Genomic DNA, 15,489 nt, shown 5'->3' on the forward strand with positions numbered 1-15,489 from the left:
ACAGACGGACTACAAATCGAGAGTGAGTCGCTCCCCGTTCGCGGCCCGCGATATGCAGACCAGCATCATGCCGCCGGCCCGCTCCGGCTCGGTCAGCAACGTATCGCGATGGTCGACGGCACCGGCGACGACCCGCGTCCGGCACGTCCCGCAGAACCCTTGCTGACATGAATAGGGCGCCGCGACGTTCGACCGCCGCAAAGCCGTGAGCAGCGTCTCATCGGCGCCGACGAAGACCTCCTGCCCGGTCGAGGCGACCGACGCCGTGAACGCCCTGCCGTCGACGACCGGTGGCGCGGCGAATCGCTCGAAATGAAGCTCAACGTTGTCGCGCCCGGCCAGCCCGCTTCTGATCGCCGTCAACATCGGCGCCGGTCCACACGCGTAGACAGTTGTGCCGTCGATGCAGTCGCTGAGCAGGTCCGCCGCGGTCGGCACGCCCATGACGTCGTCGGTGCGGATCTCGACGCGGTCGCCGAAGCGGCTCACCTCGTCGATGAACGGCAGGCTGTCGGTGCTGCGGCCCGCATACAGCATCGACCAGTCCACGCCGAGATGCTCGGCCCGCGCCAACATCGGCAGAATCGGCGTAATGCCGATGCCGCCCGCGATGAACCGGAAACGTTGCGCGGGGGAGCCGTAGCCGGGGACGGTGAGCGGGAACGCGTTGCGCGGACCGTGGGTGGTCAGCTCGGCGCCGACCGGCAATCCGTCGTGCACCTCGATCGATCCGCCGCCGCCGTCGACGATCCGGCGCACCGCGATCCGGTAGGTGTCGGTGTCGGCCGGGTCCCCGCACAGCGAGTACTGGCGCAGCCGGCCGCTGGGCAGCGTGATGTCGAGATGTGAACCGGGATGCCACCGTGGCAGCGCTCGGCCATCGGCGGCTGCCAACGTCAGCGCTATCACGTCATGGTCATGGGCCACCACCTCGCGGTCGACGACCGTCAGAGCGATGACGCGATTCGGCTCCGGCGGCGGCTTCATCTTCCTGAAGGCACCCGAGACCGCCCAGAGCGCCGAAACGGAGGCGTCGGCGATGCCCAGCACGACGTCGTGGCGTCGACGGCCCGAAATGCTTGGCGGCGCCTGGCGGTAGCGGTCGAGCCGCCCCATCAAATGTGTGCCGCGCGAGCCGCGGGGGAGCTGGCGAGGTAGGCCACCGCCTGTGCCGTCGAACCCATCTCCTCCGGGGTGAAGCCGGGCCGGAAGTACATCGCGGTGTTCGAGCCGAACAGCTTGCGGTACCTGGGCAGCAGGCCGAGCTTCGAGTCCCGCATCCGCAGCCGGTTGAACCGCCACCAGCCGATATCGGTGTTCGGGTCGGATTTCACCAGGAACCAGGATGTGCGCTGAAAGAACACGAAGATCGCCACCACCGCCATCGACATGGCCCGGATCCGGTCGAAGTAGCTGTCGTGGAAGTAGACCGCGACGTCGTGGGCGACGCTGCGATGTTCGACCTCCTCACTGCCGTGCCAACGGAACAGATCGACCATCGTCGGGTTGGCACCGTGTTCGTCCCACGCGCAGTTCAACGCGAAGTCGCCCATCACGGCGGTGTAGTGCTCGATCGCTGCGATGAACCACAGCCGGTCGCACAGATGGTTGAGCCGACGCTTCGGGTCGGTGGACCTGCTCGGCGCGAGCGTCTTGGAGAAGAGGAACTCGATCTGTTCGAGCATCGGTTTGGGGTCGATGCCGTTGACGACCATGTACTCGTGCAGCATTTGCTCGTGCACGTCGGCGTGTGTCGCCTCCTGGCCGATGAAGCCCCGCATGTCCTCGGCCAACTGCGGGTCCTTCACCAGCGGCAGCGCTTCGTTGAAGGTGTCGACGAACCAGCGCTCGGCGGCGGGCAGAACAACGTTGAGCAGGCTGACGACATTGGACGCGACGGGATGTCCTGGTATCCAGTGCAGCGGGATGCCGGTGGCGTCGAAGTGCACCTTACGTGCCTGGATCTGGACCGGCCCGGGATCGACTTCGTGGTCGAAACGGCGTGGTCGCAACATTGCGGCTTCCTCCCCTGCAGTGTGCTGGGCTGAGTCTACGGCCATTGGACATTAGGTGGGAACGCAGGTTTCAGATAGCTGCGCAATGTCAATATGACCGTCATGGCGGGGTTGGGCGACGCACTGAACTGGGCTAAAGAGCAGGTGTCGACGCGGGTGCCGAAGGCCGACCTCGACCAGCGCGACCCCGACTACATCCGTGAGCAGTTGCCAGGGCTTTGGCTGCTTGCGTCGCTCTACTTCCGGGCCGACGTCCGCGGTCTCGACCGGATCCCATCCGACGGGCCCGTGCTGATGGTCGGCAATCACAGCGGCGGAAACCTTCCGCCGGACACATTCGTGTTCACGCTGGCGTTCTGCTCGTACTTCGGCGTCGAACGGCCGTTTTATCAACTGGCGCACAACCTCGTCGTCTCGATGCCCGGTCTGGGATCGCTGCGAAAGTTCGGCACCGTCGCCGCCAACCACGACAACGCCACGCTCGCGCTGCAGTCCGGCGGGGCGTTGCTGGTGTACCCGGGCGGTGACTACGAAGTGTTTCGGCCGTCGTGGAAGCGCCACGAGGTCGACTTCGGCGGTCGCAAGGGGTACGTGAAGCTGGCTCGGCAGGCCGGTGTGCCGATCGTGCCGATCGCCAGCGTCGGCGGCCAGGAAGCTGCGCTCTTCCTCGACCGTGGCCAGTGGCTGGCCAAGCTGCTGAGGGTCGACAAGATGGCCCGCCTGAAGAGCGTGCCCATCCTGTTGGCGCCGCCGTGGGGCCTGGCTGTCAGCGACATGGTGCCTCGACTGCCGCTGCCGACGAAGATCGCGATCGAGGTGCAGGATCCGATCGACGCCGCCGACATCGCCGCCAGCGACGACGGCGTCATCAACGACAAGGTGCTAAGCAGCCTGCAGGCCGGGGTGGACAGACTGGCGGCGGATCGACGATTCCCGGTGATCGGCTAATGCGGCTGCAGAGGCGGGTCGAGATCGAGGCCGACCGCGACGCCGTTTGGAAGCGCGTCAGCGACCCGGCCTGCTATCCAGAGTTCATGGCCAACCTCGAACGCTGGGACACCGAGAGGGACGGACCGGTCGGTGTCGGCGCCCGCTACACCGGACATTGGAAAATCGGCTCGGTGCCGGTCGGCGGCGTGATCGAGGTCGTCGAATACGACGAGGGTCGTGACCTGGCCTGGATCGGCATCACCGGGATCACCCAGCGTGGCCGTTTCCGCCTTCGGGACGGCCCCGACGGCAGAACGCGAGTGACCTTCCGGATGGCCTACGAAGCGCCGGGCGGATTGCTCGGCGTCATCGCCGACTGGGTCGCGGCGCGTCAGGTCGGTCGGACCATGACGCAGACGCTGGAGAACCTGCGAAACCTTGCCGAGGCTTAGCCGGCGGGAGGAGCCGCAGGCGCGATCGGAACCTGCTCCGGCCGCAACGTATTTCCGCCGACCGCGCCAGGAGCGCCGCCGGAATTCAGGCTGCCATTCTCGGCCATCTCCTGGGCGGCTTCCTCTGTGCAGTCGAGGTTCATCTGCATCTTGCCGCTGCCGAGCATCTTCTGGCTGGCCACCATGCACTGCGCCTGTGGCAGATCGCTTCCAACCGAACCACCGAAAGTGGTGCTCAGGCCCATTCCGTGCAGGATTTTCACGGCCTTGTAGTACGGCTCGCCGATCACGTTCATCTGGTTCGGGTTCGCCGGGTCCGCGCTGGCGAGTCCCGCGTTGAGCAGGCCGATCGTGCTCGCGGCGACCGCCGCGGCCCCCACGACGATGAGCTTTTTCACGTGATCTCTCCCTAACTCGGTGCGCTGCGAACATATCGCAGCCGGGACATTTGTGAAACCGGTGAACAAGGGCCCAGTGTTACACCTGGGGGTTCACCGCCGCCCGCAGTGCCTCACAGAGCGCGGCCGCGCGAGGGTCGGTGAACACGTCCTCGAGCAGGAGACGACGCCCGTCCGGGCCGCCCAACGGGATCCGCCAGTTCGGATATTCGTTGGAGGTGCCCGGCTGGTTCTGGGTGCGCATCTCGCCGACGGCATCGGCAAGCGAAAGGCCCAGGAGCCGCGACGGGGTGCGACCGAGGTACCGATACAGGGCCAGCACGGTCTCGTCGACGCCGGGTTTTTCACCCGACAGCCCGACCCGCCGCAGCTCGTCGACCCACGCCGCCTGCGCGGCCCGGTCGTCGGCCAGTTCCTCCTCGACCGGCCGGGTCAACAGACCCAGCTCGTCGCGCAGCCGGACGTGTTCGCCGGCCAGGTAGCCTGCCGTCGGCGGCAGATCGTGGGTGGTCACCGAGGACAGGCAATATTCGCGCCAGCGCTGCGCTTGCAGCGGCCCGCCGTCGCCGTCGCGGTCCAACTCGAACCACAGGATCGACGTGCCGAGCAGCCCCCGGCGCGCCAGGTAATCGCGCACCCACGGTTCGACCGTGCCGAGGTCCTCTCCGACGACCACGGCCTCGGCGCGGTGGGCCTCCAGCGCGAGGATGCCGATCATCGCCTCGTGGTCGTAACGCACGTAGGTGCCCTCCGTTGGCGGTGCACCCTTCGGGATCCACCACAGCCGGAAGAGCCCGATGATGTGGTCGACGCGAATGCCGCTCGCATGTCTCAGGATCGCGTTGACCATTGCCCGAAACGGTTTGTAGCCCTGATCGACAAGCTGGTCGGGCCGCCACGGCGGCTGCGACCAGTCCTGCCCAAGCTGGTTGAACTCGTCCGGCGGCGCGCCCGCGGTGACGCCGAGGGCGAGGACGTCCTGCATCGCCCATGCGTCGGCGCCATTGGGGTCCACCCCGACGGCGAGATCGTGCATGATGCCCAACTCCATGCCCGCCCGTACGGCCGTCGATTGCGCGGTCGCCAGCTGGTCGTCGAGCTGCCACTGCAACCACCTGTGAAAATCGACGGTCTCGGAGTGCTTGGCGGCGAACTCGGTGACCGCAGTCCGGGCCGGGCTGGAGAACTTCTTCGGCCAGCGATGCCAATCCGGACCATGCCGCTCTGCCAGTGCACACCAGACCGCGAAGTCATCGAGGACGCGGCCTTCTCGTTCGCGGTACGCGTCGTAAGCAAGCTGACGGCCTGCGGATCGCTTCACCCGGTACACGCTTTCGAGCACGGCGCGCTTGGCGCCCCACGCCGCATCCCTGTCGATCAGATCCGCGCGCCGCGCCTTCTCCTGAAGCGCCAGTCGAGTCCTGCGGATACGGCCGCGCTGGCGTACCTCGGCGAACTCGGGAATCGCCTCGGGCCGCAGGTACAGCGGGTTGACGAAGCGCCGCGACGTCGGCAGGTACGGCGAGGGCTCCATCGGTGCGACCGGGGCGGCCGCGTGCAGCGGATTGACCAGGATGTATCCGGCGCCGTAGCGTGCGCCGGACCATACCGCGAGATCGGTCAGATCGGTCAAATCGCCGACGCCCCATGATCTTTCGGACTGCACGCTATAGAGCTGGGTGGCCAGCCCCCATGTCCGCTTAGCGCCGAGGCGTGGCGGCAGCTCGAGCTTTGCCGGCACGACGATCAGCGGTGTGCTCGACTCGACCGAGCCGGCCTGGATGTACAGCCGGTGATAGCCCAACGGTAGATCGCCCGGCAGCTCGAAGGAGGCCTCGCCAACCAGTCTGTCTTCGAGATCGTGTGGGGGAGTGTGGTTCTCGAGTTGACGCATGCCTGCGCGAACACTGCCGTCCTCCAGGCGAATCCACAGGCCAACCGGATCGCCGTGGGTGACATGCACCCAGAACGACGAGTCGCTGCCTGCGCGGGCGACGATCGTCGGCGGCAGGGCGCGACTCCAGTAGTCGCGGTCATGGCTGGCCAGCGCCGCCACCCGCTCGTCCTCGGTGGCCGCGGGCACCCCGAGTGCGGCCAACACGGAGACCAACGTCGTTTCCGGCACGTCGACGTGCCGACCAGTCCAATCCTCGTACTCGGTGGCGACGCCGTAGCGACGGGCAAGCTCGCCTAGCGACTGCGGGGTCTGGGCCATGTGGTCAATCTTGCCCGCTTCGCGCCATTCTCAACCGACATCGCGGCTTAACAGGTCATCCCAGGTGTCGCGGCGAACCACCAGGCGCGCCGCGCCGTCACGGGCGAACACCACCGGCACACGGCGGGCCCCGTTGTACTGGTTGGACATCGTGTAGCAGTAGGCGCCGGTGACCGCAAGCGCGAGCAGATCGCCGATCGCAGGCTCGCGCAACGTGATGCGGTCGATGAGCTGGTCGCCGGACTCGCAGTGCCGCCCGACCACAGCGACCGTCTCGCCACCTCCGCCGACCCGGTCGACGATCGTCGCCTCGAATCGCTGCCCGGTCAGCGACACCTCGAGGTTGTCGCCCATCCCGCCGTCGACCGCGACATGGGTGACGACTCCGCGCTTGACGGTCGTGACGCGGTACACCGTGCATGCGGCGGTCGCGACCATGCTGCGACCGGGCTCGAGGATGATCCGGCTGCCATCGGGCAGCAGCGCGCGCGCCCGCGCCACCATCGCGTCGGCGTATTCGTCGACGGTGGGTGGGTGCTCGTCGTAGGTGTAGCGCACGCCGAGACCGCCGCCGAGATCGTAGGTGTCGAAAGTGCCGAGCTTCGCGATCGGTTCAACGGCTGCGGCCAGCTGCTCGACGTTGAGCAGCTGCGATCCGACGTGGGTGTGCACGCCGTCGAGCTGCAATACCCCGCTGCGTTCGATCCGCGCGATCGCATCCCTGGCGTCATCGGGCATCAGGCCGAACTTGGAACCGGCGTGCCCGGTCGCCTGAGAGGCGTGGGTGGCGGCCTCGACGCCGGGGATGACCCGGACCAGGCAACGCTGCTTACGGCCGTGCGGCACGATGCGTTCCAGCCGGTCGATGTCGTCGAAATTGTCGACGACGACAAGCCCGAGGCCGTGCCTGACGGCCAGCTCGAGCTCCTCGTCGGTCTTGGCGTTGCCGTGCATGACCAGTCGGTCGGGATCGGCGCCCGCCTTGATCGCGGTGAGTATCTCGCCGCCGCCTGCCACATCGAGATGAAGGCCCTCTTCGAGCATGACCCGCTGGACGGCCGTGCACGGGAACGATTTCGACGCGAACGCCAGATCGCTGCGCGGCCAGCGGCTGCGGAACGCGGCCAGATAGTCCCGTGCTCGGTTCCGCAGTGCGTCCTCGGCGACCACGATGGCGGGGGTACCGAACTCGGCGGCCACGTCATCGAGCCGGCATCCGCCCACCATCAGGGTTCCGTCGGCATCGGTTCGGGTTCCCAGCGGGAACAGGCTCAGCAGATCTTCTGCGGTGGACTCGGTATGCATCGCCACAGCGTCTCACTCCGTCGCGTCGGCGGTGTACGACTCGTCGGTAACGTCGGTGCCCATGGCGCTTGGAGGTTTCGACGAAGTCGGCGTCGCGGCGCGCAACCGGCGCGCCAGGGTCGCGGTCGCCGCGTTGTTCCTGACCAACGGGGCACTTTTCGCCAACCTGCTGCCTCGTTACCCCGAGATCAAGGCCGACCTGGCGCTGTCCAACTCGGCCTACGGCGTCGCGATCGCGGCGTTCTCGGGTGGCGCGTTGGTCGCGGGGCTCGCCGCGGCGCCGCTCATCCGTCGGTTCAGCTCCGCGGGGGTCGCGGTGGCAAGCAGTGTCGGCATTGCGGTTTTGGTCTTCTTCGCCTCGCTGGCGCCGTCTGCCGTCGTCCTCGCCGCGGCGCTGTTCATCGCGGGCGCCTGCGACGCGGTCACCGATGTCGCCCAGAACGCGCAGGCGCTGCGGGTGCAGAGAAACTACGGGCGCTCGATCATCAATTCATCTCACGCCGTTTGGTCGGTCGGCGCGGTCCTCGGTGGCGGGATGGGCGCCGCCGCCATCGCGTTGCACATTCCACGCACAACGCATCTGGCGATCTCGGCGGCGTTGTTCAGCGTCGTGGTCATTACCGCCTACCCGTTTCTCCTCCGCGGCCCCGACGACGACGATCATCCGTCGACACGGCCCGAACGCGGCTCGCGGCCCCGTCTCGGCTTGTACGTGACGCTGGCCGCGCTTGTTCTCATCGCGATCGCGGGCGCGGTCGTCGAGGACGCGGGAAGCTCTTGGGCGACACTGTATTTGCACGACAGTCTGGGCGCGCCTGCTGCGCTGGCGGCGTTCGGCTATATCGCGATGGTCGGCTTTCAGTTCATCGGTCGACTGATGGGTGACCGGCTGGTGGACCGGTTCGGCGAGCGCGCGGTGGCAAGGGCCGGCGGGCTCATCACGGCCGCAGGCATGGGCACTGCGCTGGCGTTTCCCAGCGTTGTGGGCACCATCGCGGGTTTCGCCGCCGCCGGCTTCGGCGTGGCCACGCTCGTGCCCGCGGCCATGCACGGCGCTGATCAGCTGCCGGGCCTGCGGCCGGGCACCGGGCTGACGGCGGTCGCGTGGTTGATGCGGGTCGGATTCGTGTCATCGCCGCCGGTCGTTGGGTTGATCGCCGACGCCACCAGCCTGCGCGTCGGGCTGCTCGTGGTGCCGGTCGCGGGTGTGGCCGTGATGTTGCTTGCGGTGGCGCTCAGCCCGCGGCGCCTGCCAGCTCGATAGTCAGCACGCCCGCCACGATCAGCGCGATACCCAATCCCATCAACCAGGTCAGCGGTTCGCGAAAGAGGACCCGTGCGGCGACCGCGACCAGTGCCACCCCACACGCGGTCCAGACGCCGTATGCGATGCCGACGTGCATGCCCAGCGCCAGCGTCAGCCACAGGAGGTAGAACGACGCCAGGTAGCCGATCGTGACGGGGATGATCCAGATCCGCTTGCGAAAACCCTCCGACGCCCTCAGCGCGATCGTCCCGATCACCTCGAAGAAGATGGCGCCCGCAAGCGCGGCCCACATCACGGCGCGACCTCATCGGAGTGCCGGGAGCCCAGTTCGACGAGCAGCACTCCCGCGATGATCAGCCCGATGCCGAGCGCGATCGGCCAGGTGAACGGGTCACCGAAGATCGCCGCGGCCAGCACGGCGGTACCCACGGTGCCAAGCGCACCCCAGATTCCATAGGCGACGCCGATGGACAAGCCGCTGCGCAGCACCAGCGTGAGCAACACGAAGGCGCAGGCGTAGCCCACCACGACCACGATCAGCCATGCCGAATGATCTTGGGAGGCACGTAAAGACAGGGTGGCTGCCACCTCGACGACGATCGCCGTGCCGAGCAGCACCCATTTCTGCACGCCTACAAGCTAACCGACGGCGCGCTCCACCATGGGCGTCAGGACCTCGTTGGCGAACCTGCGGAGTTCGGCGTCGTCGCCGAAATCGGGGTCGGCGGGCGGCATCGAGATATAGGTGAAGAACAGCCGCGCGAACACGTCGGCGACCCAGCGCACCTGCTGCGACGGGGTACTGGGCCGCTCGCCGTGGATGTAGTTGGCGATGAACGCCGATCCCATCGTCAACAGCTCGACCGAGTCGGCGACCGGCGCCGGTTCGGTCTGGGCGGCTCTGCGCAGGATCGGATGTTCGCGCGCGAACGAGACCGCGGCGATGAAGGCTTCGGCGACACCCTCTTCCGGGGCCTCGACGCGTTCGATGGCGTCGGCGACCGCGCCGAGAAAGCGCTGCGTCTCGCGGCGCACCAGGGCCTCGACCAGATCGTCTCGCCTTGGGTATCGGCGATATGCAGTCATCCTCGCCACACCGGCCCGGCGAACCACGTCCTCGACCGTAATACGTTGCAGCCCAACGGCGGCAGCCTCGGTCAGCGCGGCATCCAGAATGCGCTGACTTGTCCGGTCGGCCGCCTCGTCGATCCGACCGCCGGCGCTCGCGCCGCCGACGATGCCGACGAGCTGGGTGCCGATCACGTCGCGGCTGCCTGCGGCCGCACCACACCTGCCGCCCGTTGTTGCGCCAGCTGCAGATAGCGAGGTGAGCCGAAGGCCCAACGCAGCCGTTGCGCATCGAGGCGCAGCATCGGCCCGGTCAACACCCGCGTCGTCATCGGCGGTCGGTCGTAGCCGATGAGCTCCTGCGCCCACTGCGGCGCCCTGCTCATGCCCGCGTAGATCGTGAACCTGTGCAGTTGCCGATCGACCCACTCGGGCAGGTCGGGGAAGAACGGCGATGTCATCAGGAAACCGATGAACTCACGGGTCTGTGCGTTTACCGACAGCCGAGGCCGCATCGCCTCGACATAGTCGTCGAGTTCCTTCGCCGTCTCGGGCACCCACCCGGCGCCGCCCATTCGGCCGATCACCGCCTGTTCGGTGAGATAGCGATCCTTCTCTCGTTGCGACAGCGGCCTTTTGGTGTCTTCGAACACACGCAGAATCATCCATGGAATGCAGGTGTGCACCCATGCGATCAGTTCGGGATCCAGCGCGCGGTAGGACACCCCGTCGGGGCGGGTGCCGTTGACGAACGAGTGCACGTGCTTCACGCGTTCGATCACCGCGGTCGCCGCCTCGGTGTTGCCGAAGGTGGTGGCCAGTACGTAGCCAAGCGTGGCGCGGGCCCGCTGGAACGGGTCCTCGCGATAGTTCGACAGGTCCTCGACGCCTGCGACGACGGAGGGGTGAAGGATCTCAAGCACGATCGCGGGCAAACCGGCCTGCGCCACAGCGGCGAGATCGGCGTTGATCTCCCACGACATGCTGCCGGGTCCGATCAGCCCCGGATCGCCCGGTGGGCCGCCGTAGACGGCCGGATCATCGTGGCGACCGGCGCCCCTCTCGAAATCGTCGACTATCCAGCGGCGCAGCGCATTCATCGGGTCGTCCTTCTGGTACGAATGTTACAAATGAACTATCAGCTATACCGTTGCGTGTCGCGGCATGCGATGTCAACGGCTACCCACCGGTAATCTGTTGACTGATGGCGACCGACAACACCCTGGTAGAAACCAGCAACGGACCGATCCAAGGTTTCGACGACGGCCGAGCGAAGTCGTGGAAAGGCGTGCGGTATGCCGCGCCGCCGATCGGCGACCTGCGATGGCGGGCGCCCGAACCACCCGAAAAATGGACCACCGTCGCCGATGCCACCCGCTACGGCTGGGTCTGCCCGCAGCCCGTCGACCCCAGGATCCCGATCGACCTCGGCGCCCCGCAGGGCGAGGACTGCCTGACCCTCAACGTCTGGGCGTCTTCGGACACCGCTGCAGGGGACAGGAAGCCGGTGATGGTCTGGGTGCACGGTGGGGCATACATCCTGGGTTCGGCGAGTCAACCGCTGTACGACGGCCGGGCGCTCACCAGCGCCGGCGAAGCGATCGTCGTCACAGTGAACTATCGGATCGGGGCGCTGGGCTTCCTCGATCTGTCCGAGTTCGACACCCCAAGGCGCAGGTTCGACTCCAATCTCGGTCTTCGTGACGTGCTTGCGGCGCTGCGCTGGGTGCAGGACAACATCGCCGCGTTCGGCGGAGATCCCGGCCGCGTCACGCTGTTCGGCGAGTCGGCGGGCGCCGGCATCATCACCACGTTGCTCACCAGCCCGGCGGCCGAGGGCTTGTTCTCCGCTGCGATCGCGCAAAGCTCGCCTGCCACATCGGTTTACGACGTCAGCCGGGCGCACGGCATCACGCGTCTTGTCCTGGACAGGTTGGGCATGACGGCATCCGACGTCGACCGGCTGCCCGATCTTGGGGTCGACGTCATCGTCGCCGCCGCGACCGAAGTGTTCTATGACGTTCCGGTGCGCAACCCCGGCACGTTGGCGTTCGCGCCAATCGTCGACGGTGACATCGTGCCCGACTATCCGGTCAAACTCGCCCGCGAGGGCCGCTCGCATCCGGTCCCGTTGATCATCGGCACCAACAAGCACGAGGCGGCGTTGTTCAAGTGGATGAAGTCGCCGCTGATGCCGATCACGCCGGAGGCGATCAACGCGATGTTCACCGAGATCGCCGCCGAGCAGCCGACGCTGGAACTTCCCACCGAGGACAAGATCGGAACCGCCTATGCGGGCCTGCGCGGGAAGGCGCGCGGCATGGGGGTGGCACGCGATGTCGGGTTCCGGATGCCGTCGGTGTGGCTGGCCGAAGGGCACAGCGCCGTTGCGCCTGTCTATCTGTACCGATTCGACTTCTCCACCCCGATGCTGCGGCTGCTGCGCATCGCCGCCGCGCACGCCACCGAGTTGCCCTTCGTCTGGGGTAATCTCGTCACCGGTCCCAAGGACCCGACGTTCAAGCTCGGCGGGCTGAAGACCGGGGCCCTGGTGTCGGAGCGCATTCGGACCCGCTGGCTCAACTTCGCCACCCATGCCGAGCCGACTGGCATGCGCGGTGAGCCCGAGTGGCTGCCCTACTCCGAACCCGACCGCGCGTGCCTGCTCATCGACAAGCAGGACACCGTCGCCAGCGACATCGATACGCATATCCGCGCCACCTGGGGCACCCAGGTACTCAATTTCCGATAGCCGGAACCGGCCTCGCTAGAATCGCGTAGGAGGTGTCGCTGTGGACTGGGCAAAGGCATGGGAGTACGTGCTGCCGCCGCTGATGCACGACCCCGTCACGTTCGCGGTTCCGTTCTTCTTGATCCTGCTCGTCATCGAGTGGGCGGCCGCGCGGAAACTCGCGCATCTCGAAGACGACCGCGTCCCCGCCGGCGCCTACCTGAGGCCCGACGCGTGGGCCAGCATCTGGATGGGTGTGGTGTCCGTCGGCACCAGCGCGGTGATGAACGGAATCGCGCTGCTCGGCTACGCCGCGCTCTACGTCTATGTCGCGCCGTGGCAGCTGCCCTCCAACGCCTGGTACACGTGGGTGATCGCCATCGTCGGCGTCGACCTCACGTACTACTGGTACCACCGCATGGCACATCGGGTCCGGCTGTTCTGGGCGACGCACCAGGCCCACCACTCCAGCCAGTACTTCAACCTCGCGACCGCGCTGAGACAGAAGTGGAACATCAGCGGTGACGTCTTCCTTCGTGCTCTGCTCCCGCTGTTCGGCGTACCGCCCTGGATGGTGTTCGCAAGCTTCTCCATCAACTTGATCTACCAGTACTGGATCCACACCGAGCGCATCGGAAAGCTGTGGCGGCCAATCGAATTCGTCTTCAACACGCCGTCGCATCACCGGGTGCACCACGGTATGGACGAGATCTATCTCGACAAGAACTACGGTGGCATCCTGATCATCTGGGATCGGCTGTTCGGCAGCTTCCAGGCAGAGGAGTTCCGGCCGCACTACGGCCTGACCAAACAGGTGGCCACCTACAACATCTGGAAGCTGCAGACCCACGAATACGTCGCGATGGCGCGGGACGTCCGCGCCGCGCGCCGCTGGCGGGATCGGCTCGGCTTCGTCTTCGGCCCGCCCGGCTGGGAGCCGCGGCAGTCGGTGCAGCCCGATATTGCGACGCCGATCGCCGTATCGAAGTAGCGCTGCGCCGAAACCTCGACCAGCGGGTGCATCCATCATGGCGGCGGGCCGCAACCGTTTTAGCGCCGCCGGCGGTGCGCAGCCCGTAGGGTCGCGGTGTGCAGACGGTGTTCGATTCCCATGTCGATCCAGAGCTCGTCGAACGGTCGCTGGCGGCTAGCTCGTTGGACTCGATGTGGCTGGACATACCGCGGCCGTCTTACGACGCCCTTTCGGGTTCGGTCACCGCAGACCTGCTGGTGGTGGGCGCCGGCTATACCGGTCTGTGGACGGCATTGCATGCCGCACAGCGCAATCCGGGACAGAAGATCGTTCTGGTCGATGCCGAACGTGTCGGATGGGCGGCGTCGGGTCGCAACGGCGGCTTCGTCGACGCCAGCCTGACCCATGGCCTGGCGAACGGAAAGGCGCGCTGGCCCAACGAGATCGAAACGCTCGAGGCGATGGGGCGCGAGAACCTCGATGGCATGCAGGACGACATTGGGCAGCTGCGGCTCGACGTTGACTGGGAACGCACCGGAATGCTTGCGGTCGCGACGGAACCGCATCAGGTGGCCTGGCTGCAGGAGGCGGCCGACGGCGGCGAGGGCCGGTTCGTCGCACAGGACGAGGTGCGCGCCGAGGTGGCGTCGCCGACCTACCTGGCGGGCCTGTTCAGCCCCGACACGTTGGCCATCGTCCATCCGGGCAAGCTCGCGCTCGAACTCGCCCGCGCCTGCGTCGAAGCAGGCGTAGCCATCTTCGAGCGGACGAACGTCACGTCGATCGACAGCTCTGGTTCGGCTGTCCGTTTCGGGGCAGGCAACGGGACAGTCACCGCAGGCCGGGCGGTGTTGGCCACGAACGTCTTCCCGAGCCTGATCATGCGCAACCGGTTGCAGACGGTACCGGTGTACGACTACGTGCTGGCCACCGAGCCGCTCACCGACGCCCAGCTGGACCGCGTCGGATGGGCCAACCGACAGGGAATCGGCGACTCCGCCAACCAATTCCACTACTACCGGCTCAGCGCCGACAACCGCATTGTGTGGGGCGGCTACGACGCCATCTACAAGTTCGGCCGCAAGGTCAAACCCGCCTACGAAGATCGGCCCGCCAGCTATCGCCGGCTCGCAGCGCATTTCTTCATCACCTTTCCCCAACTCGACGACGTCCGGTTCAGCCACCGGTGGGCCGGAGCGATCGACACCAGCACCCGGTTCTGTGCGCACTGGGGTCTGGCCCACGGCGGCCGGGTGGCCTACGTCAACGGCTTCACCGGGCTCGGCGTCGGCGCGGCCCGCTTCGCCGCCGACGTCTGCCTCGACCTGCTCGAGGGACGGTCGAGCGCGCGCACCGAACTGGAGATGGTTCGCAAGCGGCCGTTGCCGTTTCCGCCTGAGCCGTTGGCCAGCATCGGAATCCAGGCCACCAGGTGGTCGCTCGACCGCGCCGATCATTCTGCCGGGCGGCGCAACCTGTTGCTTCGCACGCTCGATGCACTCGGACTCGGCTTCGATTCCTGACTGTCCATCAATCGTTTGAATGACGTTTCGATTGGGCCGATCCGAACCGCCCACATGCCCTACCAAGATCAGTAAGCTCAGCCGCGATAGGTATGCGGACAAGACGTCTGGTCGAGGGACGGCCACGGTGTCGCCTTCAGAAAGGGGCAAGCACGTGACTGACAGGCTCGCAATAGGCGAGAAGCTCGAACGTGGGCAATCGCTGACGTCGAGGAACGGCGCCTACACGCTGACCCTGCAGGACGACGGCAACCTGGTGCTGGCCGCACAGGGTCAGGCCGTATGGGCGACGGGCACCAATGGCCAAGACGCCGAACGCCTCGAGGTGCAGAAGGACGGCAACGTCGTGCTCTACACGTCGGACAAGCCCATCTGGCACACCGATACAAAGGGCGCCAAGGACGTCCGGTTGATCCTGCAGGACGATCGAAACGTCGTGGTGTACGGATTCGACGGGGTCGCGTGGGCGTCGGGCACCAACACCGACGAGGCGCCCCCACCGCCAATGGTTGGTGACGCCGCGGCGCCAGAGGCGGCCCCCGAGGTCGCGCCCGCCGTGGCCGAAGAGCCGCTGCCGCCCGCAGAAGCTCCGGCCCCGCCTCCGCCGCCTCC

The 15,489-nt window shown here is 67.0% G+C and carries 16 protein-coding genes; 7 read left to right on the forward strand and 9 right to left on the reverse strand.

The window, feature by feature from the left end:
- Positions 1–9: 9 nt before the first annotated feature.
- Together D6M19_RS21200 and D6M19_RS21205 are read right to left on the reverse strand one after the other, a co-directional pair.
- Positions 10–1,116, reverse strand: a complete 1,107-nt coding sequence (locus D6M19_RS21200; protein ID WP_123027229.1) for a PDR/VanB family oxidoreductase — start codon at positions 1,114–1,116, stop codon at positions 10–12.
- A complete protein-coding gene (locus D6M19_RS21205) occupies positions 1,116–2,015 on the reverse strand; it encodes a metal-dependent hydrolase (RefSeq protein WP_123027230.1) in 900 nt (299 codons plus the stop codon). The genes D6M19_RS21200 and D6M19_RS21205 overlap by 1 nt, the downstream gene beginning before the upstream one ends.
- A 102-nt stretch (positions 2,016–2,117) precedes the next feature.
- On the opposite strand from D6M19_RS21205, the gene D6M19_RS21210 reads away from it, so the two are divergent.
- On the forward strand, positions 2,118–2,963 hold the full coding sequence (locus D6M19_RS21210; RefSeq protein WP_123027250.1) for a lysophospholipid acyltransferase family protein: 846 nt from the start codon (positions 2,118–2,120) through the stop codon (positions 2,961–2,963).
- Positions 2,963–3,397, forward strand: a complete 435-nt coding sequence (locus D6M19_RS21215) for an SRPBCC family protein (RefSeq protein ID WP_123027231.1) — start codon at positions 2,963–2,965, stop codon at positions 3,395–3,397. The genes D6M19_RS21210 and D6M19_RS21215 overlap by 1 nt, the downstream gene beginning before the upstream one ends.
- On the opposite strand, the gene D6M19_RS21220 is transcribed toward D6M19_RS21215, so the two are convergent.
- The 3 genes from D6M19_RS21220 to lysA all read right to left on the reverse strand — a co-directional run bounded on the left by D6M19_RS21220 (position 3,394) and on the right by lysA (position 7,315).
- A complete protein-coding gene (locus tag D6M19_RS21220) occupies positions 3,394–3,795 on the reverse strand; it encodes a hypothetical protein (RefSeq protein ID WP_123027232.1) in 402 nt (133 codons plus the stop codon). The genes D6M19_RS21215 and D6M19_RS21220 overlap by 4 nt on opposite strands.
- Positions 3,796–3,874: 79 nt before the next feature.
- A complete protein-coding gene (malQ, locus tag D6M19_RS21225; protein ID WP_123027233.1) occupies positions 3,875–6,010 on the reverse strand; it encodes a 4-alpha-glucanotransferase in 2,136 nt (711 codons plus the stop codon).
- 30 nt (positions 6,011–6,040) lie between these two features.
- The gene (lysA, locus tag D6M19_RS21230) at positions 6,041–7,315 is read right to left on the reverse strand and encodes a diaminopimelate decarboxylase (protein WP_123027251.1); all 1,275 of its coding nucleotides are present in this window, start codon (positions 7,313–7,315) and stop codon (positions 6,041–6,043) included.
- A gap of 61 nt (positions 7,316–7,376) precedes the next feature.
- On the opposite strand from lysA, the gene D6M19_RS21235 reads away from it, so the two are divergent.
- Positions 7,377–8,579: an MFS transporter gene (locus D6M19_RS21235; protein ID WP_123027252.1), complete on the forward strand. Its 1,203-nt coding sequence runs from the start codon at positions 7,377–7,379 to the stop codon at positions 8,577–8,579.
- Here the strand turns inward: D6M19_RS21235 and D6M19_RS21240 are convergent.
- From D6M19_RS21240 to D6M19_RS21255, 4 genes are read right to left on the reverse strand one after another with little or no spacing between them, the layout of a single operon-like run.
- Positions 8,551–8,874, reverse strand: a complete 324-nt coding sequence (locus tag D6M19_RS21240; protein WP_123027253.1) for a DMT family transporter — start codon at positions 8,872–8,874, stop codon at positions 8,551–8,553. The genes D6M19_RS21235 and D6M19_RS21240 overlap by 29 nt on opposite strands.
- Positions 8,874–9,212 carry a DMT family transporter gene (locus tag D6M19_RS21245; protein ID WP_123027234.1) on the reverse strand — a complete coding sequence of 113 codons (339 nt, stop codon included), beginning with the start codon at positions 9,210–9,212 and terminating at the stop codon, positions 8,874–8,876. The genes D6M19_RS21240 and D6M19_RS21245 overlap by 1 nt, the downstream gene beginning before the upstream one ends.
- A gap of 9 nt (positions 9,213–9,221) precedes the next feature.
- Positions 9,222–9,845 (reverse strand): TetR/AcrR family transcriptional regulator, encoded by a 624-nt coding sequence (locus tag D6M19_RS21250; protein WP_123027235.1) that lies wholly within the window; start codon positions 9,843–9,845, stop codon positions 9,222–9,224.
- A complete protein-coding gene (locus D6M19_RS21255; RefSeq protein WP_123027236.1) occupies positions 9,842–10,750 on the reverse strand; it encodes an oxygenase MpaB family protein in 909 nt (302 codons plus the stop codon). The genes D6M19_RS21250 and D6M19_RS21255 overlap by 4 nt, the downstream gene beginning before the upstream one ends.
- 104 nt (positions 10,751–10,854) lie before the next feature.
- Between D6M19_RS21255 and D6M19_RS21260 the strand changes: the two genes are divergently transcribed.
- The 4 genes from D6M19_RS21260 to D6M19_RS34320 all read left to right on the forward strand — a co-directional run.
- On the forward strand, positions 10,855–12,402 hold the full coding sequence (locus D6M19_RS21260) for a carboxylesterase/lipase family protein (protein WP_123027237.1): 1,548 nt from the start codon (positions 10,855–10,857) through the stop codon (positions 12,400–12,402).
- A gap of 82 nt (positions 12,403–12,484) precedes the next feature.
- On the forward strand, positions 12,485–13,372 hold the full coding sequence (locus D6M19_RS21265) for a sterol desaturase family protein (RefSeq protein ID WP_123027254.1): 888 nt from the start codon (positions 12,485–12,487) through the stop codon (positions 13,370–13,372).
- A 98-nt stretch (positions 13,373–13,470) separates the two neighbouring features.
- Entirely contained in the window at positions 13,471–14,877 is a 1,407-nt protein-coding gene (locus tag D6M19_RS21270) for an NAD(P)/FAD-dependent oxidoreductase (protein WP_123027238.1), read from the forward strand.
- Positions 14,878–15,031: 154 nt separating this feature from the next.
- On the forward strand, positions 15,032–15,489 hold a 458-nt coding region (locus tag D6M19_RS34320; RefSeq protein WP_234834968.1), incomplete at its 3' end, for a lectin.

The organism is Mycolicibacterium stellerae (assembly GCF_003719305.1).
Lineage (GTDB): Bacteria > Actinomycetota > Actinomycetes > Mycobacteriales > Mycobacteriaceae > Mycobacterium > Mycobacterium stellerae.